The following is a 25,895-nucleotide window of genomic DNA, read 5'->3' as shown; positions in this document are numbered from 1 at the left end:
ATGGCAAGATTTAAATATACGGGCCGTGATTTAAATGGAAAAAAAAGTGGGACGCTTCAAGCAGGTTCGAAACGGGAAGCGGTTCAGCAGCTACGTGAAGAAGGAATTCGTGTTATTGAAATTAATGAAGTTGAAGAATCACTTTTGACTAAAGATATTTCTTTAGGTAATCCCGTTAAACTACAGCATATTGTTATTTATTTAAGACAATTTTCCACTCTACTAAAAGCGGGTGTTTCTGTCGTTGATTCGACGAAAATACTTGCGGAACAAACAGATAGTAAAGCTTTAAAAAAGATTTTACTAGATATGGAGCAGGAATTGTTGGAGGGGAATCCACTTTCCTACGCAACTGGTAAGCATCCGAAAGTATTTTCACCTATGTTTATTAATATGGTGAAGGCAGGAGAAGTTGGTGGTAACCTAGATGAGACGCTAGATCGTTTAGCCATTCACTATGAAAAACAGCATCATACTAGGCAAAAGATTAGTGCAGCGTTAGCTTATCCATTAACGGTTGGTTTTGTGGCCGTCGGTGTCGTTATCTTTTTATTAGTAAAGGTTGTTCCAACCTTTGTAGGGATGTTTCAAGACTTTGGAGCAGATTTACCACCTATTACTCAATTCGTATTAAATGCCAGTCAATGGATGCAATCGTTTTGGTGGATTGTTATCCTTGTCATAGCAGGACTCATTATCAGTATTTTAACATTTAAAAAGAATAGAAAAACAAAATATTATATTGATTATACAGTCCTCCGCATGCCACTTTTCGGTAAGATGATGCAAAAAGCGGTTATTGCAAGAATGACAAGAACGATGAGCTCCTTATTCACAAGCTCTGTTCCAATCCTTCAAGCAATGGCGATTGTGGAAAATGTCGTTGAAAATGAGGTGATTGCTAGAGTCATAAGAGATTCGAGAGAATTTCTTGAAAAAGGTAGATCCTTAACCGAACCGATGAAAAAACATTGGGCATTTCCACCACTTGTCACACAAATGATTGCCATTGGGGAAACGACAGGGGCACTAGATGAAATGCTAGGGAAAGTAGCGGACTTCTATGAAAAAGAAGTAGAAACCGCAACAGATCGCCTAAAATCATTCATCGAACCAATCATGATCATGTTCTTAGCGGTACTCGTTGGGACCATTGTTTTAGCAATCATGATTCCAATGTTCGAAATTTTCAATCAAATAGGGTGAGAATTTTGATATTTGTAACAATTACCGCTATTTTTTGATATAAACATGTTGTATAATCAGATTAATAGAGTCGCCTAGGTACAAAAGACTATATTTAGGGGGAAATATATATGTTCAAATCTATTAAAAAACGTTTAAAAGATCAACGTGGTTTGACTTTGGTAGAATTATTGGCAGTAATCGTTATTTTGGGGATTATTGCTGGAATCGCTGTGCCGAATATTGGGGGAATTATTGATAATTCTAAAAAAGATGCCCATGTTGCAAATGCTCAACAAATGGTAAGTGCAGCAAGGTTGGCTGTTGCATCCAATGAAACATTGCAAACTGGTATTGCTTATTTACCTTTGGCATATTTAGAAGGACAAAATTTCTTAGAAACTGTTGAAGATCCGGATAATGGTTCGTATAACAAAGGTAGTAATGCCTATGCAACTACTGGTTTTGATGGTTCAGCAGCTACATCCTATGTAAAAGTAGATAGTGGTAAAGTAATTATGGTGAAAATTGTAAATGGTACTCGTGGAGTTCAAACTTCTAGTAAGGTCGGAGTAGCGCCTAAGGATTTAAATAGATCATTTGTAATTAATAACTAGATAAAATGATTCTTTATATATTTGTATTATTTTATGGCCTTTTTCTGGGCTCCTTCTATAATGTTGTTGGCCTAAGAATACCAGCCAACCAATCAATAGTTAAACCACGCTCAGCCTGTCCAAACTGCAAACACACACTTGGACCACTTGAGCTCATACCTGTTCTATCATACGTATTCCAAAGGGGGAAATGCCGTGTCTGCAAGACGGGCATTTCGCCCCTTTATCCAATTATGGAGCTTTTAACAGGTTTGTTGTTTTTAGCTGCTCCATTTATATTGGGCTGGACATATGAATTGTGGATCGCATGGACGCTAATATCCCTTTTCATTATTATTACTGTTTCAGATTTAGCTTATATGCTCATCCCTGATAAAATTTTGTTATTTTTTGCTGGGATATTTATCATCGAAAGATTTTTAATTCCTCTCACTCCATGGTGGGATTCTCTTCTAGGGGCAGCCATTGGATTTATTTTGTTACTCATTATTGCTGTAGTAAGTAAAGGTGGCATGGGTGGGGGAGACATTAAATTGTACACAGTTATTGGTTTTGTCATAGGATCAAAACTTCTTCTACTTTCTTTTTTCCTTGCTACGTTAATAGGAGCTATTTTTGGCATTATTGGGTTAGCCTTGGGTATACTTGAAAGAAAGAAACCAATGCCATTTGGTCCATTTATAGCCATTGGTGCTTTGTTAGCATACTTTTACGGCGACACATTTATTTCTACTTATTTACAACTAATGACATTTGAATGGTAAAAGAGGGTTGAATATGGGCTTACTTTCACGAAATAATCGAATAATCAATATCATCTTTAATGACCATTCCATTCGTTACGTAGAAGTTAAGCAACAACAACCTCCTACTCCTATCAAATGGGGAGAAAAGTTACTTCCACATGGAATTATTCACGAAGGAAAAATTGTCGATTTAACGACTTTAACGATGATTTTAGAAGAATGTATTGGGGATTGGAAAATTCAACGTCGAAAAGTCCGATTTCTTATACCAGACCCATTAGTTTTGATAAGAAGAGTAAAAATCCCTGATAATGTGTTACCGGACGAAATAAACGGTTATTTCTATTTAGAATTAGGGACAAGTATTCATTTGCCATTTGAAGAACCAGTTTTTGAAACAGTATTGCTTCCAACTAAATCGGAGAAAAAAGAGGTGCTTCTTTTTGCGGCTCCACAGCAGCATGTAATGGAATATTCACAGTTATTATCAAGTGTAAAGTTAAAACCAATCACTGCGGATATTTCACCGCTTGCTTTATACCGTTTATATTATCAATCGGATTCAGCCCAAACAGATGAGCGACTAATGATGATTCAATTTGACTTAGATCGAGTATTTATTTGTATATTTGAGCAGCAGTATCCTATTTTCATGCATCATTTTCCAATTCAATTTCAAATGGATGAATGGGATATTCGTATGAGTAGATCGGGTACCCATCGTTTTCAATATAAAGGGGATATTTCTAATTTTCATTTTCAGTTGGAGGACTTTTATAAAGAAACAAGTAAGTTAATGGACTTTTATCGTTACTCTTTATATCAAGGTAACGAACAAATAACGAAAGTCTTATTAAATGGTGATCATCCAAAACTGCAAATAATCCTTCAAGAGTTGCAAGAACGATTAGATGTTCCGATTCAAACAATAGATTCAAATGAATGGGCAGTAGGTAAATCATCACTATTCCCTCATTCCCATTTTCTTGCTCTAGGGCTTGGTTTAAAAGAGGTGTAAACATGTTAATTGATATTAACCTTTTACCGAAAAAGGAAAAGAAAAATTTTAGTTTATCAATCATGTTAGCACTGTTAATCTTTATTTTTTTAATAGGAGCTATTGCTTCTTTTTACTATGGTAGCGTTTTAAAGAACGAATCTTTGGAGTTAGAAAAGAAAATTAATCAATTGGATGAAAACTTAAAGGTTGAACAAGCTCAGGTCGAAAAAGTACAAGCTACAAATTCAGTTGTTGAGTTAAAAAACGCTGTTGATTGGGCACAAAATTATCCAATTAAATCAGTTCCAGTGTTACAGCATTTAACCTCACTACTACCAGAACGTGGATTCATTCAAAATTATTCTTATAGTGAAGAGGGAACGATTCTCTTAACTGTGCAGTTTGATACGAGTAGAGAGGCAGCCTATTTTCTAAATTGGCTTACTGAATCGGACTGGATTGTGGAGGCTAATATATTAAAATTAGGACTTGGAGATCAAACAAAATCTGAAAATGAAGATCCTTCACCTGAAGCTGAATTTGTTCCTCGTTATATAGGTGATTATGAAATTACCCTAGAAAGAGAAAAAGTAAAAGAGTTAAATAGCGAAGTTAGTCATATCGAACAAGGAGGGAACGGCTCATGACCCTCCAATTAAATAAAAAAGAAAAAAAGATTCTTTTATTTTTATTTATATTAATTCCATTATTATTATCTTTACTTTATTTCAACTATGTTCAACCTCTAAAAGCAAATGTAAAAACGAAACGGCAGCAATTGCATGCAAATGAAAAGCTATATGCTGCGGTTATTGATCAGAAAGGTGGATTACAAGGCACGATTGAGGAGAATACTGAGTATCTTCAAAAACGTTTACCAGTTAAACCATTAATAGATCAATTCATTCTCGATTTAGAAAAAGCCGAAATCCTTTCGAATAGTACAATCGTTCAAATGGGTTTTAACTCGAAGAATGAAGATGAAACGACGGCTTTAGAAGATGTAGCAGCTTTAAATAATCAACAAGCTAAAAATACTGAACAAGTTGACCCTGTCCAAGAGGAAACTCTACCAGGTGGTATCGTAAAGCTACCAGTTGATTTACTCATAGAATCGCCTAGCTATTATGATTTAGAAAAATTTCTCGATACAGTCGAGAAATTGGATCGAATTGTCACGGTGGAATCAGTGAATTTTTCTGGACAGCCTGAAATAACAGAACTACAGGAAGAGCCTCAGACAATAAAGTACCAAGTTTCTTTATCCATTTATTATTTGCCTGGTTTAGCAGATTTACAAAAAGAGTTACCGAAAATAGAATCTGGTGAACCTGCAAATAAGAAAAATCCTTTAAGTAACTTTGACGATATTACAAACAAGCAGGAGATAGATACTGAAACATCGAAACATTCTCCGGGCAATAAGACTTTAGAATCTAACAACGAAACAAAAAAATCTACTATAGTCCAGCAATCAGGAGCTGACCAAAAAGTGGTAGAGTATACAGTTCAAGCAAATGACACATTGTATGCTATTTCGATGAAATTTTTAAACTCAAGGGATGGAGTGCAAATTATCAAAAGCTGGAATGGTTTGGAAAGTGATGCTGTTTACACTGGACAAGTTTTAAAAATTCCACTTCCGGAATAAGTAATAATTCATTCCTGAAAAATTTGACGATAATCTAAGGTAACAAGACGACAAAAGTCTTGTTATTTTTTTTTGTTCATATGATAGGATGGAACAAATTGGGCGCTAGAAAGGAGTCTATCATAGTGGACAAGCAAAGAAACAATTCTACTATTTCGATTAAAATAAATGGAACTGAACGAAAAATAAAAGAAGAGCCTAAAGCTAAGATTAGTCTTGATGAAATTGATAGAAACTTGGAAGAGCAAATAGATGAGTCAATAGAATTTGATAGCTTATCAGAAATGGCGGCAGGGGAAGCGGTGGACGAAAGCTTTGATTGGATTCTTCCGGAGAATGATGATGAAATAGAAGAATATATTATTGCTAGACAACCCACAGGGAATAAGAAAAATATTACGCCTTCATTAAAGAAACATTTAAAAAAGCAAAACACCAGCCCATTGAAATCATTATTCTTTTCATTCTTACTTGCTATTATTGTCGGAGCAAGTTTCGGGTTTGTCGTTTTAAAGTTAGTTATTACAGATACACAAACAAAAGAATTACCTGTTATAGCTGTACCTGAAGAATTTACTCCAGCTAAGAATGAGGCAACTAGTACCGTACAACAGCTTCAGCTGCCACCGGTAAATACATTTATTATTCAAGGTGGGGTGTTTTCAAGTGTTGAATCAGCTCAAATCGAAGAACAAAGAGTGAAACAAAAAGGGATCCCTACACAAATCATCGAAGAGAATGGAAAAGCCATTCTTATACTAGGAGTTGCGGATTCGATTGAAGCAGCAAAGGAAATAGGCAGTGGTTTAAAAGCAAAAGGTATAGAAGTTTTTGCCAAGCCTTATACCTTACCAGCAAAGGAATTAAAAGAAGTCACAGAAGCGGAGGCGAACCTATTAAAGGAAATCGTTTCTGTATATCAAATGCTTGCTTCACTTTCATCAAGTGTAACTGTCGCGGAAGCAATGGATGAAAAAGCGCTAAACAATCAGAAAAATATTCTCCTATCTACTAAAGAAGGAATAAAGATCGAAAAAATAGAGCAATTACGTGTTAATTTAGAAGGAGCAATCAAAAAATTAGAATCATACAAACTACAACCAAAAGAGTCCTACCTAACTGATGCACAGCAGCATCTTCTTACCTTTATCGGTACGTATTTTACTCTATAGCCAAACTTCGATTATTTTCTGGGAAATGGGATACTATACAGAAGTCTGTCTGATTATTCGACAGACTTTTTCTAATTCTACGATGTTTGAAAAAATAGAGATAAAAATTGTTAAGCATCTACTTTTTTGATACGATTAGAGTGTATCTCCCTAAATGATAATAACGAAAGGTAAGGTGATTGAATGAAGCACCTCGTATTAGCCTCATCATCTCCACGCAGAAAAGAACTTCTTGAAAACATTCATCTATCATTTGAAATTTCTAGTAGTGATGTTGACGAAAGCTTTTCAGAACATTTATCTCCAGAAGATGTTGTAATGGAGCTGGCGGAAAGAAAAGCAAAGGCTGTAGCAAAGGATTATCCTTCTTCCTTTGTTCTAGGAGCAGACACAATTGTTGTTTTAGAAGGAAATATTTTAGGAAAGCCAGCTGATGAAAAGGAAGCCTCGAGGATGCTTACCAAATTATCGGGAAAAACACATGATGTATACACTGGTGTCTCTATCATATATTTAAATGACACTATTCGCTTTTTTGAAAAAACGACAGTAACGTTTTGGGAGTTAACCGAAGCGGAAATCAACATGTATGTGTCTAGTGGTGAGCCGCTTGATAAGGCTGGTGCTTATGGAATTCAGCAACTTGGCAGTTATCTTGTAAAAGAAATACAAGGTGATTATTTTAATGTGGTCGGTCTGCCAATTGCTAGAACGGTACGAGAATTAAAAAGAGCGGGATACCCATTCGCGTTTTAACTCGTTTCGAATAACTCCCTACGAGGGAGGAATTAAAAATGCAAACGGAAACATCAACACCAACTCAAACACTAATGATAAGAGATTTCCCACATGATGAGAGGCCAAGAGAGCGTTTTGTTTCAAATGGCCCACAAAGTCTTTCTAATCATGAACTTATCGCATTGCTACTTCGAACTGGTACTAGTCAAGAATCTGTCCTTCAATTATCCAATCGACTTCTTACCCATTTTGAAGGATTAAGGCATCTAAAGTCAGCAACATTAGAAGAGATGACAGACATTAAAGGGATTGGTAAAGCGAAAGCTATCCAAGTCCTTGCAGCAGTTGAAATAGGCAGAAGAATCGCGAATCTATCTTTTGACGATCGTTATGTAATTCGTTCTCCAGAGGATGGAGCGAAATATATGATGAATGACATGCGATTTCTGACACAGGAGCATTTTGTCTGCCTTTATTTAAACACAAAAAATCAAGTCATCCACAAACAAACTGTCTTCATCGGAAGTTTAAATGCTTCAATCGTACATCCACGCGAGGTGTTCAAAGAAGCCCTAAAACGTTCAGCCGCCTCCATCATCGCTCTGCATAATCACCCCAGTGGTGACCCCGCGCCTAGCCGGGAGGATATAGAGGTCACTAAAAGACTAGTCGAATGTGGTAAAATCATAGGAATTGAGTTATTAGATCATCTGATAATCGGTGAAAATAAATTTGTTAGTTTAAAGGAAAAAGGGTATTTATAAACAGTAGGACTATAATTTTTAGTAAAGTTACGATATAATATGGTTTATGATTTTTTAAGGTTTATTGATTGTTTTGAATCAATGCTATGATGGAAAAAGTAGCCTTATCTTAAAATCGTGACACGTATCAGAAAGGGAGATACTACGATGTTTGGAATTGGGACAAAGGATTTAGGAATTGACTTAGGTACAGCGAATACACTTGTTTTTGTTAAAGGAAAAGGTGTTGTTTTAAGAGAACCTTCTGTAGTTGCTCTTCAAACAGATACTAAACATATAGTGGCGGTTGGTAATGATGCAAAAAATATGATCGGGCGTACACCTGGAAATGTTGTAGCATTACGACCGATGAAGGATGGCGTTATTGCTGATTACGAAACAACTGCCATCATGATGAAATACTATATTCAGCAATCTGCTAAAACTACTGGATTATTTGCGCGGAAGCCATATGTGATGGTTTGTGTTCCATCTGGGATAACAGCTGTAGAGGAAAGAGCTGTTATCGATGCAACTAGACAAGCCGGAGCTAGAGATGCTTATACAATCGAGGAGCCTTTTGCAGCTGCAATCGGCGCGAACCTGCCTGTATGGGAACCAACTGGAAGTATGGTTGTCGATATAGGTGGAGGTACAACAGAAGTTGCAATTATTTCATTAGGTGGAATCGTAACGAGCCAATCGATTCGTATTGCTGGCGATGAGATGGATGATGCAATGGTTAATTACATTCGCAAGACGTATAATCTTTTAATTGGTGACCGGACTGCAGAATCCATTAAAATGGAAATCGGTTCGGCAGGGGACCCTGAAGGAATTGAGAATATGGAAATTAGGGGAAGAGATTTACTGACTGGCTTACCAAAGACCATTGAAATAACGGCTGAAGAAATCTCAAAGGCCTTGCATGATACTGTGTATGCAATCGTTGATGCCGTCAAAAATACACTTGAAAAAACTCCGCCAGAATTAGCAGCGGATATTATGGATCGCGGAATTGTCTTAACTGGAGGAGGAGCCCTCCTTAGAAATATTGATAAAATTATTAGTGAAGAAACAAAAATGCCAGTATTAATTGCTGAAAACCCATTAGATTGCGTAGCAATTGGTACGGGTAAAGCTCTTGATCACATCCACTTATTTAAAAATAAAGCGAAGGATTCGCGATAATGAAATTAGAGGTGTAAGGAATGCCACAGTTTTTTTTGAATAAACGCCTGATTATTTTGCTTGTCAGCATAATTATTCTCGTGGCATTAATCGGTTTTTCATTACGGGACCGCAATCAACTGACCTGGCCAGAGAAGTTTGTAAAAGACTCGACTGGCTTGGTTCAATCGCTTGTATCAAAACCAACCCATTTTGTTGCCGGTTTTTTCGAGAACTTAAAAGATTTGCAAGTTACATATAACGAGAATAAAGAGCTTAAAAAGCGTTTAGACAAATTAGCCAGTTTGGAAGCGCAAGTTCATTTATTAGATAATGAAAATAAAGAACTTCGCGATATATTAGATAAAAAGGAAACTTTAAGGGATTTTGACCCGATACAAGCTACTGTTGTAGCTCGAAATCCTGATAAATGGCATGAAATGATTGTGATTAACAAAGGTAAAGTTGACGGTATGAAAAAAAATATGCCAGTCATCACTTCAAAAGGGTTAATTGGAAAAGTAAAAAGTATTTCTACCTTTACCTCAACTGTCCAGCTATTGAGTACAATGGATCCAAAATACCGCATTTCCGCGATTATTCAAGCAGATAAGGAAATTTTTGGATTAGTAGAGGGTTACGATGAAAAGCGTGAATTACTTTTAATCAAGACGATTCCACATAATGCTGATATTAAAAAAGGACAAAATGTCGTTTCATCTGGTCTTGGTGGAGTTTTCCCTGAAGGTTTAGTCATTGGGAAGGTTGTTGAGGTTGTTCCCGATCAATATGGATTAAATCAAACAGCATATATTAAACCTGGTGCTAATTTTTATGATATTGAAAATGTAATCGTCATTACTCGGAAGATGATCCAACCGGATTTTTCTGAAATGGTTGACGATGAGGAGGAGGAACTGTGAGCCGTTTCCTTCCTTTTGTTCTTTTCTTTCTATTTTTTATTTTTGAAAGCTTGTTTATAGAGCTTTTCCCAGCAAAATTATTTCATAAAGACTGGATTATTGTTCCTCATTTTCTAGTGGCGGGTATATTACTGTTAACGATATATGGCAATAGAAAGCTGGGTATTTGGTATGGGCTTTTATTCGGCTTATTATTTGATATTGTATACACTGAAATTATTGGAGTTTATTTATTTATGATTCCATTGACTGCTTACTTTGTTTCAAAAATGATGAAAATTTTGCAGTCCAATATCATAATAGCCACTTTTGTTGTTCTGTTAGGCATTGCATTGATGGAAATAGTGGTGTTTGAGATGAATTTTTTAATACATGTAACATCTATGCCGTTCCCACAATATGTAAGTATGCGCCTTTTACCCACACTCGTTTTAAATTTTATTTTTATTATTCTTTTTGTCTACCCATTAAAAAAGCAATTCGAAAAAGTAAATGATCAGCTTGCTTAATGGTTGAGAACATTATGAAAAAGGATTTATATAATTTTTGTCGAATTCTTGTTATCATAGAATAAAAAAGTAAAATTGTACAAGGATTCTTATTCTTGAAATTAGTTTAGAGTAGTCCAGCTCCAGCGGCTAGCCCTGACGTACAGGATGTACTAATGTCGACAATGCGACAGTCGTCCGAGTTTTTGTCGACCTCGAGGTTCCTTGTCGGGGATGATCAAGTCGCTTGCGCATTTCGTATATGAGGTGACATCACTAAATGAAGAAAATGCAGAATGTAATGATCAAAGGAACGAAGGATGGGCTAACATTGCATCTTGATGATTCCTGTTCTTATTTTGAATTAATAAAAGAGCTAGATGATAAATTATCAGCAAGTTTAAGGGCTCAAGAAGATCGCCCTTTAATTACGGTGAATGTAAAGGTCGGAAATCGTTACTTAGATCAGGAACAAAAAGAAGAGATAAGAAGTTTAATTCGACAAAAGAAGAATTTGGTTGTCGATTCAATTGAATCGAATGTCATAACGATTCATGAAGCTGAGCAATTAAAAGGCAAAGAAGAAATTATAACCGTGACGAAAATTATTCGTTCAGGACAGATTTTAGAAGTAGACGGTGATCTATTATTAATAGGTGATGTTAATCCAGGTGGGACGGTTATGGCTGGAGGAAATATTTTTATTATGGGTTCTTTAAGAGGTATTGCCCATGCAGGATGCACTGGCAATGAAGAGGCTGTTATTGTTGCCTCTAGTATGAATCCCGCCCAATTACGAATAAGTCAATATATCAATCGAGCGCCAGATCACTCCACAATTGAATCAAATCGTGAAATGGAATGTGCTTACATTGATGACAATAAACAAATTATGATTGATAGACTACAAGTCTTAATGAACATAAGACCAAATCTATCAAGATTCGAAGGGGGACGCTAGTGTGGGAGAAGCAATTGTAATTACATCAGGTAAAGGCGGAGTCGGGAAAACCACCACATCTGCTAATTTAGGAACAGCTTTAGCCCTTCAAGGGAAGCGAGTTTGTTTAGTAGATACAGATATTGGTCTTAGAAATCTAGATGTGGTAATGGGCCTTGAAAACCGGATTATTTATGATCTGGTTGATGTTGTGGAAGGACGGTGTAAAATCCATCAAGCACTCGTAAAGGACAAACGTTTTGAGGAGTTGCTTTACCTACTTCCTGCCGCTCAAACGACTGATAAAAATGCGGTAAATCCAGAGCAAATGAAGAAATTAATTAATGAATTAAAACAAGAATTTGATTACGTCGTTATCGATTGTCCAGCTGGAATCGAACAAGGATTTAAAAATGCGGTGGCTGGAGCTGACAAAGCGATTGTCGTAACAACACCAGAGGTTTCCGCTGTTCGGGATGCGGATCGAATCATTGGTTTGTTAGAAAAAGAAGAAAATGTTGAGCCGGCAAAGCTTATCATTAATCGAATTCGAAATCATATGATGAAAAGTGGGGATATGTTAGATGTGGATGAAATCACCACTCATTTATCAATTGAATTAATCGGTATTGTATCAGATGATGATGAAGTCATTAAAGCATCTAATTCGGGCGAACCGATTGCGCTTAACCCAAATAGTAAAGCGTCTATCTCTTATCGAAATATTGCGAGAAGAATATTAGGCGAGTCCATCCCACTTGAACCTCTAGACAGTGATCAAAGAGGCGTTTTTACAAAAATTAAAAAGTTTTTTGGCGTACGCTAAGACTAGGATTATTCCTAGTCTTTTTTGATTATCAGATTAAATTGTCATATAACCCAAGGACAACTCATAGACTTGTACAAATGTCAAAAGGGTCGGGTGGGAATATGCAATCAAGAGCTGATGAAATTCGAAAAAGGATTGCTAGGAGGAAGAAGTCTCGAGAGCAATCGACAATGAAAATAGATAAACCACTTTTTTGGGCAGAAGATGAGGAAAAATACGGATTTGAAAAAATATCTTCCTATGAAGCAGGTCCAGATGAAGGGGGACATCCTTTATTTAATAAAGAACGATTTATGTTTAAAATTTTAGCATCAGTTTGTTTATTTCTACTTGTTGCTATTTTATTTAAAAATGAGAGTTCATCCTTTCAAAACATTCGTAATGTAGTAAAAAATACGATGGAAACCGATTTTCAGTTTGCTGCAGTTTCTAAATGGTATGAAGACAAATTTGGTCAACCATTAGCATTGCTACCATTTAAAGAAAATAAAGAGGACACCACTGAACTAGTTGGACCACAATATGCGCTGCCTGCATCTGGTAGAATTATTGAGGGTTTTGCTGAAAATGGGCAAGGGATCATTATTGAAGCTGGAAAAGATGCATCCGTTGAAGCACTGAATGAAGGTTTTGTACTTAACATTGGAATTAAAGAAGGCTTTGGAAAAACGGTTATCATCCAGCATGCAGATAAAACAGAAACCTGGTATGGAAACTTAGCTACCATTGATGTGAAATTATACGACTTTATTAAAAAAGGAACGAAGCTTGGTGTTGCAACGAGCACTTCTGATGGAACCAAATCATCCTTCAATCTTGCGATGAAAAAAGGAAAAGATTTTATCGACCCAAGTCAGGTGATACGTTTTGAATAAATTAACTTCACTCATTCAAAAAATTCATATCCATCCACTATTGTGGATTGTCATACTACTCGCTGTAGCAACCGCTCATTTCATGGAATTGTGCTTACTTCTCCTGATTATCTTTATTCATGAGATGGGCCATGCGGTTGCTGCATCTTTTTTTTCGTGGAGAATTAAAAGGATTTCCATTCTACCCTTCGGTGGGGTTGCTGAAATGGATGAGCACGGTAATCGTCCTCTTAAAGAAGATGTGATTGTAACGATAGCTGGTCCCATACAGCATCTTTGGCTTATGCTTGCAGGCTATTGGCTATATAATATGGATATTATTTCCCTTGGTCGATATGAACTTTTTATCGAGTATAATCTCATGGTTTTAATTTTTAATTTATTACCTATATGGCCTTTAGACGGAGGTAAACTTATTTTCCTACTGTTCTCCTTGAAACATTCTTTTCCACAGGCGCATGGTCGAACTTTACTCATTTCAATGGCATGCATCATCCTATTTATTATTTCAGTTCTACTTGTTTCACCTCTAAATTTAAATGTCTGGATTGTAATCAGTTTCATACTCATTTCCCTTTACACCGAATGGAAACAGCAACGTTATATTTTCATGCGATTTTTGTTGGAAAGATATTATGGTAAAAAAGATACCTTCTCCACTTTAGAATCCATCATGGTGGATGAATCTGATTTTATTATGGATGTATTAGGACAATTTCAACGCGGGAAGAAACATCTTATCGTAGTCCGGAAGGAAGGTAAGGAGATGGGAACATTAGATGAAAATGAACTATTACATGCTTATTTTACTGAAAAACAATTAACAGCGAAAATAAGTGACCTTCTGTTTCCTTATTAATAATTTGTTATAATATATCAATAGTTAAGTGAGAAGTGGGGCTATTGATTTGGTAAAGATGATTGTAAATTATTCAACTACTGAAAAGCGCTATGCGATTATTGAAAATAATAAAATGACAAAGATCGTTATCGATCAACCCGTTCATCATTCATTTGTTGGGAATATATACTTAGGGATCGTTACAAAAGTAGTTTCAGGGTTGAACGCTGTATTTATTGATATTGGTGAAGAAAAGCAAGGATTTCTTCATCGGGATAAACTAGCTACTTTCGTAAATTGTACGGACGAACAAAAAATAAAAGATCAAAAAAACATTTCCGCATTTGTTCACCAAGGTGAGCGACTTCTCGTACAAGTGGAAAAAGACGCTACAGGAACAAAGGGTCCTCGTTTAACGGGAATCATTGAATTTCAAGGAGAACAGATCATTTATATGCCAAATGGAGGATTTGTTGCTGCCTCTCAGAAAATTGAAGACCAAGTGCTTCGAGACAAATTAAAGGTATATGGAAAGAGTCTCGTGGATCAAAATGAGGGGCTAATTTTCCGAACAAATAGTGAAAAAGCCGATCAAGATGAAATTCAATCGGAACTTCATTTACTTAGAAAAGAATACGAAGAAATAGTTAAAGAGTCATCAACATATAAAGGGCCGAAACTAGTATCAATGAAGGACTTATTCCTCACCCAGTTAGCTGAAGAATTAAATGTCATTGATTATGGTGAGATTTGGGTTGATGATTTGAAATTAAAACAAAAACTCGAATCGATCCTTCTTCAAAAAAAGAAAAATATTGAAATATCTCTCCAATTATACAGTGGCAAAGAGAACATTTTTTCAGAGATGAAATTAAATCTTGAATTAGAAAAAGCATTAAAAAGAATCGTTTGGTTAGATAATGGATCCTATCTTGTTATCGATGAAACAGAAGCTTTAACGGTAATCGATGTGAATACTGGTAAATTTGTAGGGAAATCTTCACGCCAGACTACTGTCAACATCGTTAACACCGAAGCGGCGATTGAAGCAGTAAGACAAATCATCCTACGTGACCTAGGTGGGATGATTCTTATTGATTTTATCGATATGAAGTTTGAGAGAGAGCGGCAGCAGATTATACAAATAGTATTAAATGAGCTAAAGAAGGATGCAAAGAAAGCAAAAATTATCGGTTTTACTGAATTAGGGATTTTACAGCTAACACGAAGAAAAACGAAACCAACCTTATTAGAAACTTTGTTTGAAAAATGTCCAACTTGTGATGGCCTTGGACAAGTAGCAAGCCCAGAAACAGTGGCATTCCGATTAGAAAGAGAGCTCTGGGAGTATCGTCATTCTGATTATGAATCGGTCTATGTAACCACCACTGAAGAGGTACATCGTTACTTTACTGACAATAATACAATTCATAAGGAAAAGTTAGAAGAAGCTATTGGATTAAATATCTTCTTCACATATGTACAAGCTCCGAAATCTTTTTATGAAATAACAAAGATTGTATAATTTATTTGTTATTGACACTTTCATACCTATCATGTTAGTATTTTAATGTTATGTTTGTAGCACCCGTGCTACAACCGCTCAGAGCAGGTTTTAAGCTTTTGATTATTCAAAACGCCTGTGAATGGCGAGTCTGAGTCTTATAAGGAGGTGCAAGTATGTACGCAATTATCGAAACTGGTGGTAAGCAAGTAAAGGTAGAAGAAGGACAAGCTATCTACATTGAAAAGCTTAATGTTGAAGCTGGTGAAACGGTAACATTTGACAAGGTTCTTTTCGTTGGTGGTGAAACTGTTAAAGTTGGAAGCCCTGTTGTTGCAGGCGCTACTGTAACTGCTAAAGTTGAAAAGCAAGGCCGCGCAAAGAAAATTATCGTTTTCAAGTATAAGGCGAAGAAAAACCAACGCAAAAAGCAAGGTCATCGTCAGCCTTACACTAAAGTTGTAATTGAAAAAATCAACGCTTAAAAGGAGCTTAACAGATGATTCAAATAACGATTAATCGTTTGGAATCTGGTCTGATTAGCAGCTTTACTTTAAGTGGGCATGCCCAGTTTGCTAATAGAGGTCAGGACATTGTTTGTGCTGGCGTTTCCGCTGTATCATTTGGTGCTGTCAATTCCGTTATCGCTTTGACGGGTATCGAACCAATGATTGAACAAGGTAAGGACGGCTTTCTTCGATGTGAATTACCTAGTAATTTATCCGAAGAAACACAAATGAAGGTTCAACTCTTATTAGAGGGTATGGTTGTTTCTTTACAAACGATTGAAAAAGACTACGGAAAACACATAAAAATTACCTTCCAGTAGGAGGTGGAACAAATGTTAAGATTAGATCTTCAGTTTTTCGCATCGAAAAAAGGGGTAGGTTCTACTAAGAACGGTCGTGATTCCATTGCGAAACGCCTTGGTGCAAAAGCAGCTGACGGTGAAAAAGTATCTGGTGGTTCAATTCTTTATCGCCAACGCGGTACAAAGATTTATCCAGGTGTAAACGTTGGACGTGGTGGAGATGACACACTATTCGCGAAAGTTGATGGTGTTGTTAAATTCGAACGTTTAGGTCGTGACCGTAAACAAGTTAGCGTATATCCTGTAGCACAAGAAGCGTAAGCTTTAGAAAACTCTAACCTGATGGGTTAGAGTTTTTTTTTGGCCTATCTAGTTACGCTACATGCCTTTTTTGTTATACTATTTTAAAGTAGTCTTCTGCCATAAAAAAAGGTGTAGGAGTAAATCGTATGGATAATAATTGGAATACAGTCAATGTGTTAAGGTATGCCCGACATGATTGGCTTAATAAAATTCAGCTAATTAAAGGAAATTTATCTTTAAATCGACTCGAAAGAGCACAAGATATAATAGATGAGATTGTGATGGAAGCACAGCAGGAAGCTAGATTATCTAACCTTCAGCTACCTCATTTTGCAGCTCTCTTATTAGTGACTAACTGGAATAATTATTATTTTCGTTTAGAGTACGAGGTATTAGGGGACATTCAATCTGTCAAGATGGATGATACACAATTAACCAACTGGACAAGCTCACTTTTTATGACATTAAATTCCTGTATCGAAGCATTTCAGGAGAATCATTTATCGATTTCGATTTTACCTCATGAAAATGGGGTTCAATTCTTTTTTGATTTTACGGGAACGATAGTCAAACCAAAAGAAATTGAAGTATTTTTAAAGGATTCACATGAATGTGTGAAAATAAAGGATATCTCAGAAAGTGAATTGTCCTTTGAGTTGAACTGGGAAATTACATAGAAATCAACGAGCCTCGTCGTATGATTCGAAATTAATTTCTACAGACGGGAGGATTTAAAATGTTCGTAGATCAGGTCAAGATTTATGTAAAAGGCGGAGATGGTGGCAATGGAATGGTCGCTTTCCGTAAAGAAAAATACATTCCAAAAGGTGGTCCAGCTGGTGGAGATGGCGGAAAAGGTGCAGATGTCGTTTTTAAAGTAGAGGAAGGACTGCGCACATTAATGGATTTTCGCTATCAAAGGCATTTTAAGGCGAGCCGTGGTGAACACGGAATGTCTAAAAACCAGCATGGTAGAGGAGCCCAGGACATGGTCGTAAAGGTTCCACCCGGTACGGTTGTAATGGATGCGGAGACAAAAGAAATTATCGCTGATTTAGTTGAACATGAACAAACAGCGGTTATTGCAAAAGGTGGTCGTGGAGGACGTGGAAATTCACGTTTTGCAACCCCTGCAAACCCAGCTCCAGAGTTATCGGAAAATGGTGAACCAGGCCAAGAACGTGATGTTATTTTAGAACTAAAACTTTTAGCAGACGTTGGTTTGGTTGGCTTTCCAAGTGTTGGGAAATCAACTTTGTTATCTGTTGTTTCTGCGGCAAAACCGAAAATAGCTGAGTATCATTTTACGACGATTGTTCCTAATTTAGGAATGGTTGAGACAGCAGATGGCCGAAGCTTTGTCATGGCAGATCTACCAGGATTAATTGAGGGTGCTCACGAAGGTGTTGGTCTAGGGCATCAGTTTCTACGACATATTGAAAGAACCCGCGTCATTGTACACGTGATTGATATGGCAGCCACAGAGGGCAGAGATCCATACGAAGATTTCTTAACGATTAATAAGGAATTAAAAGAGTACAATTTACGGTTGACTGAACGCCCTCAAATTATCGTCGCCAATAAAATGGATATGCCTGATGCAGAAGAAAATTTAAAAACGTTTAAAGAGAAATTAACGGAAGATTATCCGATTTTTCCAATATCTGCAATAACTAGCAGTGGATTAAGAGACCTATTATTTGCCATAGCAGATAAAGTAGAAACTACTCCAGAATTCCCTCTTATAGAAGAAGAGAAAGAAGATACTGGAATTCACCGAGTACTTTACAAGCATGAAGCGAAAGAACTTAATTTCAAAATTTCACGAGGTCCAGACGGGGCATTTGAAGTGTCGGGTGCTGAGGTTGAAAAATTATTTAAAATGACTAATTTTGCAAGAGAAGAATCGGTTAACCGCTTTGCTCGTCAACTTAGAGGCATGGGTGTTGATGAAGCACTTCGCTCTCGGGGAGCAAAAGATGGCGATATCGTAAGGCTTTTAGATTTTGAATTTGAGTTTATCGAATAAGTGAAACGTTAATTAGGGTCTGAATGTCCTTTACTGTGAGAATAACCTTCTCGAGCATGGGAGAGGTGGACGTATGCGGTCGAATAAAAAAGATATTAAGTTTTATTTAGTAAGGGAAGATGTGCTACCAGAAGCGATGATGAAAACAATTGAGGCAAAAGAAATGATCGAACGTGGCAAAGCGGATTCAGTCTGGGATGCTGTTCGTAAGGTCGATTTAAGTCGAAGTGCTTTCTATAAATACAGAGATACTGTATTTCCATTTTCATCTATTGTCAAGGAAAGATTGATTTCTTTATTCTTTCATTTAGAAGATCGATCTGGAACGCTTTCCAAATTATTAAGTGTAGTCGCATCTTCTGGCTGCAATGTATTAACGATTCACCAAACAATCCCTCTTCAAGGACGGGCGAATGTCACTTTGTCATTAAATATGGCAGATATGGAGATTGAAATTGATGAATTACTCTCACAACTTCGCCAATTAGAGTTTGTTGAAAAAGTAGAAGTGCTGGGTTCGGGTGCATCATAGATCCGAAATCCAGCTTTTTTTAAATGGAGGGAAAAAACGATGAAGGTTGGCTTCTTAGGTCCAAAAGCAACATTTACCGATTTAGCGGTTCGAAAGATGTTTCCGAATACTTATTCTAGTATTCCTTATAAAACGATTCCGGAATGCTTTGATGCAGTAGAAAATGGTGAAGTGGATATTGCAACAGTACCTTTAGAAAATGCCTTAGAAGGATCTGTGAACATTACGCTTGATTATTTAATTCATGAAGCGGATCTACCGATTCGAGGGGAAATTTCTACTCCAATTGCTCAGCATTTATTAGTTCATCCTTTAAATATGGATAAGGAAATTACGAAAATTTATAGTCATTCCCATGCGATTGCTCAATGTCATAAATATTTACACCACCATTGGAAGGGAATATCTAGTGAGAGTATGACATCGACAGCAGCAGCGGCGCAGTATATAAGTGAACATTCAGAGCTGCCAATTGCAGCGATTGCTAATGAATTAGCGGCAGAAGAATACAATTTAACAATTAAAGCGAATAATATTCACGATTATTCCCATAATTATACGAGGTTCGTAATTTTATCAAAAGACAAATTAGAATTCACCTATACAAAAGAATTGAATAGTAGATATAAAACTACAGTGATGGTTACATTACCAGAAGACCAGTCGGGAGCCCTTCATCTCGTTTTATCTGCATTTGCATGGAGAAAGCTGAATTTATCGAAAATCGAATCACGTCCGATGAAAACGGGTCTTGGTAAGTATTTCTTTATTATTGATATCGAAAAAGAAATGGATGATGTACTAATCCCTGGTGCTATTGCTGAACTAGAGGCTTTAGGAAGCAAGGTAAAAGTATTAGGCAGTTATCCCGCGTTTAAAGTAGAAAAAGGGATCGTCGTATAGACATCCCTTTTTCTACTTTTCATTGTTAAGCGTATAAAGTACTCGGATGTGAATAACTTCTTTACTTGTATAGTCCACGTTCAGCTCCAGCGCCTAGCCCCTCGAGGTCAAATGGCGCCCCAAAGATGAGGTTAAAGAGCAAACCTCCTCTTTGGGACGGCATTTGCTTGTCGGGGCTGATCAAGGCGCCCCGCGCTTTTGTTCTTTAATTATATTCTATTAAAAAATTAGCTTTTAATAACGCGTTTTCAGCCTCATCTAGTGCTTTCTCGGTTGAAGCTGATATCGTATGCAAATGTATTCCTTCGGTAAGCTCAGATAGAAAAGATGCTTTTGTCGATAGAACTTTCTTCATAAACTGTTTTACTTCCTGACGATTTGATACCATAATGGATGCGGTTAAATCTCCATAAACTGGATGCTCAATTCTCACATCTTTAACTGTCACACCGTGATCGACGAGAAGATTTAATTCTTCCTCCGCTTCATTTGGTGTATGAGAGCAGGCAATTGTTCTTTCGATTAGTGGGATAGGTGAACTTGCCTTTAAATACATATAACCTTGGCTTGTCGCAATAATCGGCTCATTTTTAGCTTTTAGAAGAGTGATGTCTCCAACAATGACCTGTCTACTGACATTCGTTTTCGTTGCAAGCTCTCCGCCTGTAATAGGAGTCCCGCTTCCTTTCAGCAGGTTTAATATCCACTCTCTTCTGTCATCTCCTAATAATTTTTTATCTTTGGTCATAAAAAACTCCTCGGCTTTCCATAAAATCATATATTCCATTTTAACCTTCAGGGGGCAGTAAAAACCACTCTAATCGATGATTTTAAACGACTTTACTTTGTGAAATCACGAGTAATCGTGACAATTTTGTGTCCAAGCTCTGCCACCTCTTCTAATGTGGTGGCATTCCCGAAAGAAATCCGGATGAATTCTTTCGCTTTTTTTCCAGTTAAACCAATGGCTTGCATCGTTTTTGATGGTGCTTGCATGCCCGATTGACAGGCGCTTCCAGTAGAAATGGCAAATCCGAAGCGATTACATTCCAACATAAGCCATTGACCTTCTATCCCGTCAATACATAACCCAATAATGCCTGGACTTTGCTCATGACCTGATGAACCATGTATCGTTATCCGATCACATATTGGTTTCAATGTCTCAATAAACCGCTCCCTAAGTTGACTAAATTTCACCAGCCTTTCGGATTGGTGCTTAATTATTTTCTCTGCGGCCACTGTCATCGCAGCAATAGCAGGAACATTGATCGTTCCAGGGCGTAACCCAAATTCATGGGTAGTTCCTGGGAAGAAGGATGTCCAGTTAATATTGGGTTGAATAAAAACTCCACCAGTTCCTTTTGGCCCATAAAATTTATGGCTTGAAAAGGAAAAGCTACTTATTTGTTCAAAAAGTTTACTTGAGTCTGCTTTTCCAAATCCTTGTACAAAGTCACAATGAAAAAGGATATTTTCCTTTTTACACAATATGGCTATTTCTTCGATTGGTTGAATGGTGCCGATTTCAGAGTTTGTATGCCCGATAGCTATAAGTATTGTTTCACTTCTTATTGATTGTTGCAGGATATCTAGAGAAACAATCCCGTTTTTTGAAAAAGGTAAATAAGTAATTTCGAATCCTTCTTTTTCAAGCCTTTTCAAAGTTCCATGGATGGATGAATGCTCTGCTATTGTTGTAATAATATGGTTACCCTTTTTCTTGGTAGCTGATAAAAGCGCTTCAATGGCTAAAAAATTGCTTTCCGAACCACCGCTAGTAAAAAATAGCCCTTTTTCGTTTACTCCTAGTATTCTAGCTAAAGTTTTTCGACAGTTATCCAATAATTGTGCAGATCTCCCTCCAATATCATGAAGACTACTAGAATTTCCAAAATAGTCAGTAGCAATTTGAATATAAGCCTCAGCAGCATCCTGGTCTAATGGACAAGTTGCTGCATAGTCAAAATATTTCATATAATCATCACCTAATTTTCTTGTTGTTTAAAAACTATAAAAATAATCGAATGTATATAACTCATTGACAAAGTATGGTTCACGTCAAGTCCGACGTACTGGAAGTACTAGTGTCGATAATGAGACAGACCGCCCGAGCTTTTGTTTAGATAAATATTGAAAAACTCTTGTCATAAGTTTAAATCTATGTAAATATAGGTGTCAAGACACCTGTTAATCAGGAGGGTAATGGGAATGAATTACAGTGATGTTTTAATTATAGGAAGTGGAATCGCGGCATTACAGCTTGCAGCTCACTTGCATCATGATAAAAATGTGAGGATTCTCACAAAGTCAACTTTGAAAACAGCTAATTCTTATTTAGCACAAGGCGGAGTCGCTGCTGCAATAGGGAGAGATGACCATCCATTCAAACATTATCAAGATACGCTTGAGGCTGGTCGATTTCATAATCAAGAACAAATCGTTCAGGAAATAATCGAAGAAGCTCCTCATTTAATAAACAATCTATTTGAACAAGGCTGCGATTTTGATCACGATGTTGATGGTGCCCTATTGCTAGGGATGGAAGGGGCACATAGTCAAAAAAGAATTGTACATGGAGGCGGAGATGCAACGGGTAAGAGGCTCGTTCATTTTCTTATTTCCCAGTTACAAAAAAATATTCATATCCAAGAGAACTTCCATGTTTATGAATTAATAATGGATGAGAAACAAAATCGCTGTATTGGTGTGAAAGCGAAATCAGTTGATGAACAAATCCATCATTTCTATGCTGAACATGTCATTCTTGCAACGGGCGGCTGCGGCCAATTATATAGTTTTACTTCAAATGCCAAAACGGTAACAGGTGACGGTATTGTTTTGGCTTATTTGGCTGGTGCTGAGATTGCAGATATGGAATTCATTCAATTTCATCCGACTTTATTGTATGTAGATGGTGAGACAAAAGGACTTGTTTCTGAAGCAGTTCGCGGGGAAGGCGCTATTCTAACCACTGAGAGTGGTATCCCGATTATGGAAGGAATACATCCATTAAAGGATTTGGCACCTAGACATATTGTTTCACAGACAATTTATGATTATGTGAAAAAAGGTAAACAAGTATTTTTAGATATTCGAAAGCTAACAGATTTTGAGAAACGGTTTCCTTCGATTACAAGCTTATGTTCCAAAAACAATATCGACCTATCCCAGGGGAAAATACCTGTTGTACCAGGTAGCCATTTTCTAATGGGAGGAATTAAAACAGACTCATATGGAAGAACTTCCATAGAGGGACTTTATGCAATTGGGGAGGTTTCTTGCACCGGTCTTCATGGAGCCAATCGTTTAGCGAGCAATTCCTTATTGGAAGGATTATATCAAGGGAAGAAACTAGCTGAATGGATAAATTTAATGGGACGTCAGTCTTTCAGCATTGAATTATCTAACACGAAGTATACAATCATGAAAACACCGCTAAAACTTCCATCAATTGATGTTTTGCAAGCAAGAATGATGGAAGATGTCGGTATCGTTCGTTCTTATCATTCACTCAAAAACCACAAAAATTGGTTGGAACAATTTGAAATAAACAATATTAGTGAACTAGATGGTTATTCAAGAAATGAAATATCAATTATCTTTATGCTTATTACAGCAAAATTAATTACCAACTCATGCTTAATTCGGACAGAAAGTCGTGGTGGACATTTCCGCAGTGATTTCCCATTTGAGGATGATCTAAATTGGTGCAAAAAACAAATTATTTATAATCGACAGGGAGAAGGGGCGAAAAAAGATGAATACGTTAAAACTGCGCTCGCAACTTGAACAGTTTTTTAATGAGGATATTGGAGATCAAGATATTACAAGTGACCTTATTTTTTCAAAAGGTGTAATGGGTGAAGTTGAGTTTATTGCAAAAGAAGAAGGGATCTTCTGTGGGGAAGACATCATTAAATACGGGTATAAGCTTCTAAACGAGCAAATACAAGTTCATGTAAATGTGAAAGATGGCGATTTCATTCAAGTCGGGCAAATCCTTGCAACAGCATCAGGTGAAATTTCCGATCTATTAAAAGGGGAGCGAGTGATTCTCAATTTAGTTCAAAGGATGAGCGGAATTTCAACGATTACTAAAAAGGCTGTACAAGAAATAGACAGTTCAACCACGAAACTATGTGATACGAGAAAAACGTCACCAGGACTTCGAATGTTTGAGAAGTACGCGGTAAGATGTGGCGGTGGTTTCAATCACCGTTATGGTTTATATGATGGTGTCATGATCAAGGATAATCACATTTCATTTGCTGGTTCGATTACGAACGCTGTAAAACGAGTTCGGGAGAAGCTGGGGCATATGATCAAAATTGAGGTTGAAATTGAAACTGTTGAGCAATTAATCGAAGCAATTGAGGCAAAGGTAGATGTGATTATGCTAGATAATCGCTCACCTGAAGAGATTAAGCAATGGATGGGATATGTCCCAGAAGGCATAATTACGGAAGCATCTGGGGGTATTACCTTAAATAATTTAGCGGCATATGGAAAAACGGGAGTGCATTATATTTCACTGGGATTTTTAACTCATTCATTTAAAGCATTAGATATAAGTGTAAAAGTAGGAGCATGCCAAAGAGGAGAGGAATAGTCATGAGCTTCTTAGCATCATTGAAAAATAATCATTTAATGATTCCTGATCATTACCGGGAATTGGATAAACACGAATTGGAACGAAGAGCTTGGTATCTAAAGGAAAAATATGGTTCAAGACTTTATATTCCGGGACACCATTATCAAAAAGATGAAGTGATTCAGTTTGCAGATGCTACTGGAGATTCCTTGAAATTGGCTCAATTATCAGCAGCAAATACAGAAGCAGAATTTATTGTTTTCTGTGGTGTTCATTTTATGGCGGAAACAGCTGATATTTTAACGAATGAAAACCAAAAGGTATTTTTACCAGATATGCGTGCAGGTTGCTCAATGGCTGATATGGCTGATTTACAGCAAACCGAGATCGCATGGAAGAAGTTACAAGAAATCTTTGGAGAGACAATTATTCCATTAACTTATGTGAACTCGACAGCAGCGATTAAAGCATTTGTGGGTGAAAATGGTGGTGCTACTGTAACATCCTCAAATGCGGAAACGATGGTTCGGTGGGCTTTTGCTAAAAAAGAAAGAATACTTTTTTTACCTGATCAGCATTTAGGAAGAAACACGTCAGTAAATTTAGGAATTAGCCTAGACGAAATGGCTGTATGGGATCCACATTCGGACAGACTTGAATACGATGGTGAATTAAATAAGATAAAAGTAATCCTTTGGAAAGGACATTGCTCCGTTCACGAAAATTTTACAATTGAAAATATAGCTGAGGTTAGAAAACAACATCCTAACATGAATATCATCGTTCATCCAGAATGCCGTAGGGAAGTGGTAGAACTTTCTGATATGGCGGGCTCTACTAGTTATATTATTCAAGCCATTGAAGGTGCGACAGAAGGTTCAGAGTGGGCGATTGGAACGGAAATGAACCTTGTGAATCGATTAATAAAAGATCATCCTGACAAGAAAATTATTTCGTTAAATCCACATATGTGCCCTTGTTTAACGATGAACAGAATTGATTTGCCTCATTTAGTTTGGTGTTTGGAAATGCTTGAAAGTGATTTTGAAAATAATCGAATTAAAGTAGAAAAAAATATATCATGTAATGCAAAGCTAGCGCTTGAACGTATGTTAAAGAATGCATAAAAAAGGGGGAGGATGACCAATTGGGTTATCCTCCTTATTATATATTAAACATGCTGAATTAAAAAACAGCATACACTAGGAATGAAGGGAATCATATTATGAGAAAAATTGCATAAGTTTTTTTACAGATGAATAGCAATTTGCCTAGTACGACATACACTATATGGACTTATG

Annotated in this window: 29 protein-coding genes and 1 other annotated feature; of the genes, 27 read left to right on the top strand and 2 right to left on the bottom strand. The window is 36.8% G+C overall.

The genetic code is table 11. The features are described from left to right. The 24 genes from ACFSO7_RS19900 (at position 1) to pheA (ending at position 20,000) form a co-directional block, all read left to right on the top strand. Positions 1 to 1,206 carry a type II secretion system F family protein gene (locus tag ACFSO7_RS19900; RefSeq protein WP_377879121.1) on the top strand — a complete coding sequence of 402 codons (1,206 nt, stop codon included), beginning with the start codon at positions 1 to 3 and terminating at the stop codon, positions 1,204 to 1,206. A 110-nt stretch (positions 1,207 to 1,316) separates the two neighbouring features. Next, positions 1,317 to 1,802 (top strand): type II secretion system protein, encoded by a 486-nt coding sequence (locus ACFSO7_RS19895; RefSeq protein WP_377879120.1) that lies wholly within the window; start codon positions 1,317 to 1,319, stop codon positions 1,800 to 1,802. Between the two features lie 5 nt (positions 1,803 to 1,807). Beyond that, positions 1,808 to 2,566: a prepilin peptidase gene (locus ACFSO7_RS19890; protein ID WP_377879119.1), complete on the top strand. Its 759-nt coding sequence runs from the start codon at positions 1,808 to 1,810 to the stop codon at positions 2,564 to 2,566. Positions 2,567 to 2,579: 13 nt separating this feature from the next. Continuing rightward, entirely contained in the window at positions 2,580 to 3,566 is a 987-nt protein-coding gene (gene pilM, locus ACFSO7_RS19885) for a type IV pilus biogenesis protein PilM (RefSeq protein WP_377879118.1), read from the top strand. Between the two features lie 2 nt (positions 3,567 to 3,568). Next, positions 3,569 to 4,195 carry a PilN domain-containing protein gene (locus ACFSO7_RS19880; RefSeq protein WP_377879117.1) on the top strand — a complete coding sequence of 209 codons (627 nt, stop codon included), beginning with the start codon at positions 3,569 to 3,571 and terminating at the stop codon, positions 4,193 to 4,195. Next, complete coding sequence (locus tag ACFSO7_RS19875; protein WP_377879116.1) at positions 4,192 to 5,199, top strand: LysM peptidoglycan-binding domain-containing protein; 1,008 nt, start codon at positions 4,192 to 4,194, stop codon at positions 5,197 to 5,199. Before ACFSO7_RS19880 ends, ACFSO7_RS19875 begins: the two co-directional genes overlap by 4 nt. 125 nt (positions 5,200 to 5,324) lie before the next feature. Next, positions 5,325 to 6,371, top strand: coding sequence for an SPOR domain-containing protein (locus ACFSO7_RS19870; RefSeq protein WP_377879115.1), 1,047 nt, complete (start codon positions 5,325 to 5,327; stop codon positions 6,369 to 6,371). A gap of 183 nt (positions 6,372 to 6,554) precedes the next feature. Next, the gene (locus tag ACFSO7_RS19865) at positions 6,555 to 7,127 is read left to right on the top strand and encodes a Maf family protein (RefSeq protein ID WP_377879114.1); all 573 of its coding nucleotides are present in this window, start codon (positions 6,555 to 6,557) and stop codon (positions 7,125 to 7,127) included. Between the two features lie 38 nt (positions 7,128 to 7,165). Continuing rightward, positions 7,166 to 7,873, top strand: a complete 708-nt coding sequence (gene radC, locus ACFSO7_RS19860; protein WP_377879113.1) for a RadC family protein — start codon at positions 7,166 to 7,168, stop codon at positions 7,871 to 7,873. 147 nt (positions 7,874 to 8,020) lie between these two features. After that, a complete protein-coding gene (locus ACFSO7_RS19855; protein WP_377879112.1) occupies positions 8,021 to 9,043 on the top strand; it encodes a rod shape-determining protein in 1,023 nt (340 codons plus the stop codon). Between the two features lie 20 nt (positions 9,044 to 9,063). Further along, positions 9,064 to 9,945, top strand: coding sequence for a rod shape-determining protein MreC (gene mreC / locus ACFSO7_RS19850; RefSeq protein ID WP_377879111.1), 882 nt, complete (start codon positions 9,064 to 9,066; stop codon positions 9,943 to 9,945). Then, a complete protein-coding gene (gene mreD, locus ACFSO7_RS19845) occupies positions 9,942 to 10,454 on the top strand; it encodes a rod shape-determining protein MreD (RefSeq protein WP_377879110.1) in 513 nt (170 codons plus the stop codon). The genes mreC and mreD overlap by 4 nt, the downstream gene beginning before the upstream one ends. Before the next feature lie 259 nt (positions 10,455 to 10,713). Next, entirely contained in the window at positions 10,714 to 11,394 is a 681-nt protein-coding gene (gene minC, locus ACFSO7_RS19840; RefSeq protein WP_377879109.1) for a septum site-determining protein MinC, read from the top strand. Position 11,395: 1 nt separating this feature from the next. Continuing rightward, positions 11,396 to 12,199 (top strand): septum site-determining protein MinD, encoded by an 804-nt coding sequence (gene minD / locus ACFSO7_RS19835; protein ID WP_377879108.1) that lies wholly within the window; start codon positions 11,396 to 11,398, stop codon positions 12,197 to 12,199. A 104-nt stretch (positions 12,200 to 12,303) separates the two neighbouring features. Then, a complete protein-coding gene (locus tag ACFSO7_RS19830) occupies positions 12,304 to 13,077 on the top strand; it encodes a peptidoglycan DD-metalloendopeptidase family protein (RefSeq protein WP_377879107.1) in 774 nt (257 codons plus the stop codon). After that, positions 13,070 to 13,936 carry a M50 family metallopeptidase gene (locus ACFSO7_RS19825; protein ID WP_377879106.1) on the top strand — a complete coding sequence of 289 codons (867 nt, stop codon included), beginning with the start codon at positions 13,070 to 13,072 and terminating at the stop codon, positions 13,934 to 13,936. The genes ACFSO7_RS19830 and ACFSO7_RS19825 overlap by 8 nt, the downstream gene beginning before the upstream one ends. Positions 13,937 to 13,994: 58 nt before the next feature. Next, positions 13,995 to 15,443, top strand: coding sequence for an Rne/Rng family ribonuclease (locus tag ACFSO7_RS19820; protein WP_377879491.1), 1,449 nt, complete (start codon positions 13,995 to 13,997; stop codon positions 15,441 to 15,443). A 62-nt stretch (positions 15,444 to 15,505) separates the two neighbouring features. After that, positions 15,506 to 15,585, top strand: a sequence feature (ribosomal protein L21 leader region). Positions 15,586 to 15,598: 13 nt separating this feature from the next. Then, a complete protein-coding gene (gene rplU, locus ACFSO7_RS19815; RefSeq protein ID WP_377879105.1) occupies positions 15,599 to 15,907 on the top strand; it encodes a 50S ribosomal protein L21 in 309 nt (102 codons plus the stop codon). A 14-nt stretch (positions 15,908 to 15,921) separates the two neighbouring features. Further along, positions 15,922 to 16,251, top strand: a complete 330-nt coding sequence (locus tag ACFSO7_RS19810; protein WP_377879104.1) for a ribosomal-processing cysteine protease Prp — start codon at positions 15,922 to 15,924, stop codon at positions 16,249 to 16,251. Positions 16,252 to 16,263: 12 nt separating this feature from the next. After that, a complete protein-coding gene (rpmA, locus tag ACFSO7_RS19805) occupies positions 16,264 to 16,554 on the top strand; it encodes a 50S ribosomal protein L27 (protein WP_377879103.1) in 291 nt (96 codons plus the stop codon). A 128-nt stretch (positions 16,555 to 16,682) separates the two neighbouring features. After that, entirely contained in the window at positions 16,683 to 17,213 is a 531-nt protein-coding gene (locus tag ACFSO7_RS19800; protein ID WP_377879102.1) for a Spo0B C-terminal domain-containing protein, read from the top strand. Positions 17,214 to 17,272: 59 nt separating this feature from the next. Beyond that, positions 17,273 to 18,565 (top strand): GTPase ObgE, encoded by a 1,293-nt coding sequence (gene obgE, locus ACFSO7_RS19795; RefSeq protein WP_377879101.1) that lies wholly within the window; start codon positions 17,273 to 17,275, stop codon positions 18,563 to 18,565. 73 nt (positions 18,566 to 18,638) lie between these two features. Beyond that, positions 18,639 to 19,097: an ACT domain-containing protein gene (locus ACFSO7_RS19790; protein ID WP_377879099.1), complete on the top strand. Its 459-nt coding sequence runs from the start codon at positions 18,639 to 18,641 to the stop codon at positions 19,095 to 19,097. Between the two features lie 39 nt (positions 19,098 to 19,136). Further along, positions 19,137 to 20,000, top strand: a complete 864-nt coding sequence (gene pheA, locus ACFSO7_RS19785; RefSeq protein ID WP_377879098.1) for a prephenate dehydratase — start codon at positions 19,137 to 19,139, stop codon at positions 19,998 to 20,000. A gap of 205 nt (positions 20,001 to 20,205) precedes the next feature. Here the strand turns inward: pheA and ACFSO7_RS19780 are convergent, their stop codons facing one another. Together ACFSO7_RS19780 and ACFSO7_RS19775 are read right to left on the bottom strand one after the other, a co-directional pair. Further along, the gene (locus ACFSO7_RS19780; protein ID WP_377879097.1) at positions 20,206 to 20,748 is read right to left on the bottom strand and encodes a transcription repressor NadR; all 543 of its coding nucleotides are present in this window, start codon (positions 20,746 to 20,748) and stop codon (positions 20,206 to 20,208) included. 92 nt (positions 20,749 to 20,840) lie between these two features. Further along, complete coding sequence (locus ACFSO7_RS19775; RefSeq protein WP_377879096.1) at positions 20,841 to 21,977, bottom strand: IscS subfamily cysteine desulfurase; 1,137 nt, start codon at positions 21,975 to 21,977, stop codon at positions 20,841 to 20,843. Between the two features lie 234 nt (positions 21,978 to 22,211). Here ACFSO7_RS19775 and nadB point away from each other — a divergent pair, with 234 nt between their 5' ends. Genes nadB through nadA form a run of 3 tightly spaced genes read left to right on the top strand, consistent with a single transcriptional unit; the run spans position 22,212 to position 25,721 of the window. Beyond that, the gene (gene nadB, locus ACFSO7_RS19770; protein ID WP_377879095.1) at positions 22,212 to 23,792 is read left to right on the top strand and encodes an L-aspartate oxidase; all 1,581 of its coding nucleotides are present in this window, start codon (positions 22,212 to 22,214) and stop codon (positions 23,790 to 23,792) included. Beyond that, positions 23,761 to 24,612: a carboxylating nicotinate-nucleotide diphosphorylase gene (gene nadC / locus ACFSO7_RS19765; protein WP_377879093.1), complete on the top strand. Its 852-nt coding sequence runs from the start codon at positions 23,761 to 23,763 to the stop codon at positions 24,610 to 24,612. The genes nadB and nadC overlap by 32 nt, the downstream gene beginning before the upstream one ends. Before the next feature lie 2 nt (positions 24,613 to 24,614). After that, positions 24,615 to 25,721 carry a quinolinate synthase NadA gene (gene nadA / locus ACFSO7_RS19760; protein ID WP_377879092.1) on the top strand — a complete coding sequence of 369 codons (1,107 nt, stop codon included), beginning with the start codon at positions 24,615 to 24,617 and terminating at the stop codon, positions 25,719 to 25,721. Positions 25,722 to 25,895: the final 174 nt, after the last annotated feature.

Source organism: Bacillus sp. CGMCC 1.16607, assembly GCF_042683745.1.
Lineage (GTDB): Bacteria > Bacillota > Bacilli > Bacillales > Cytobacillaceae > Pseudoneobacillus.
Note: the sequence above shows the minus strand (reverse complement) of the source record. Positions and strands in the feature narration are given on the sequence as shown.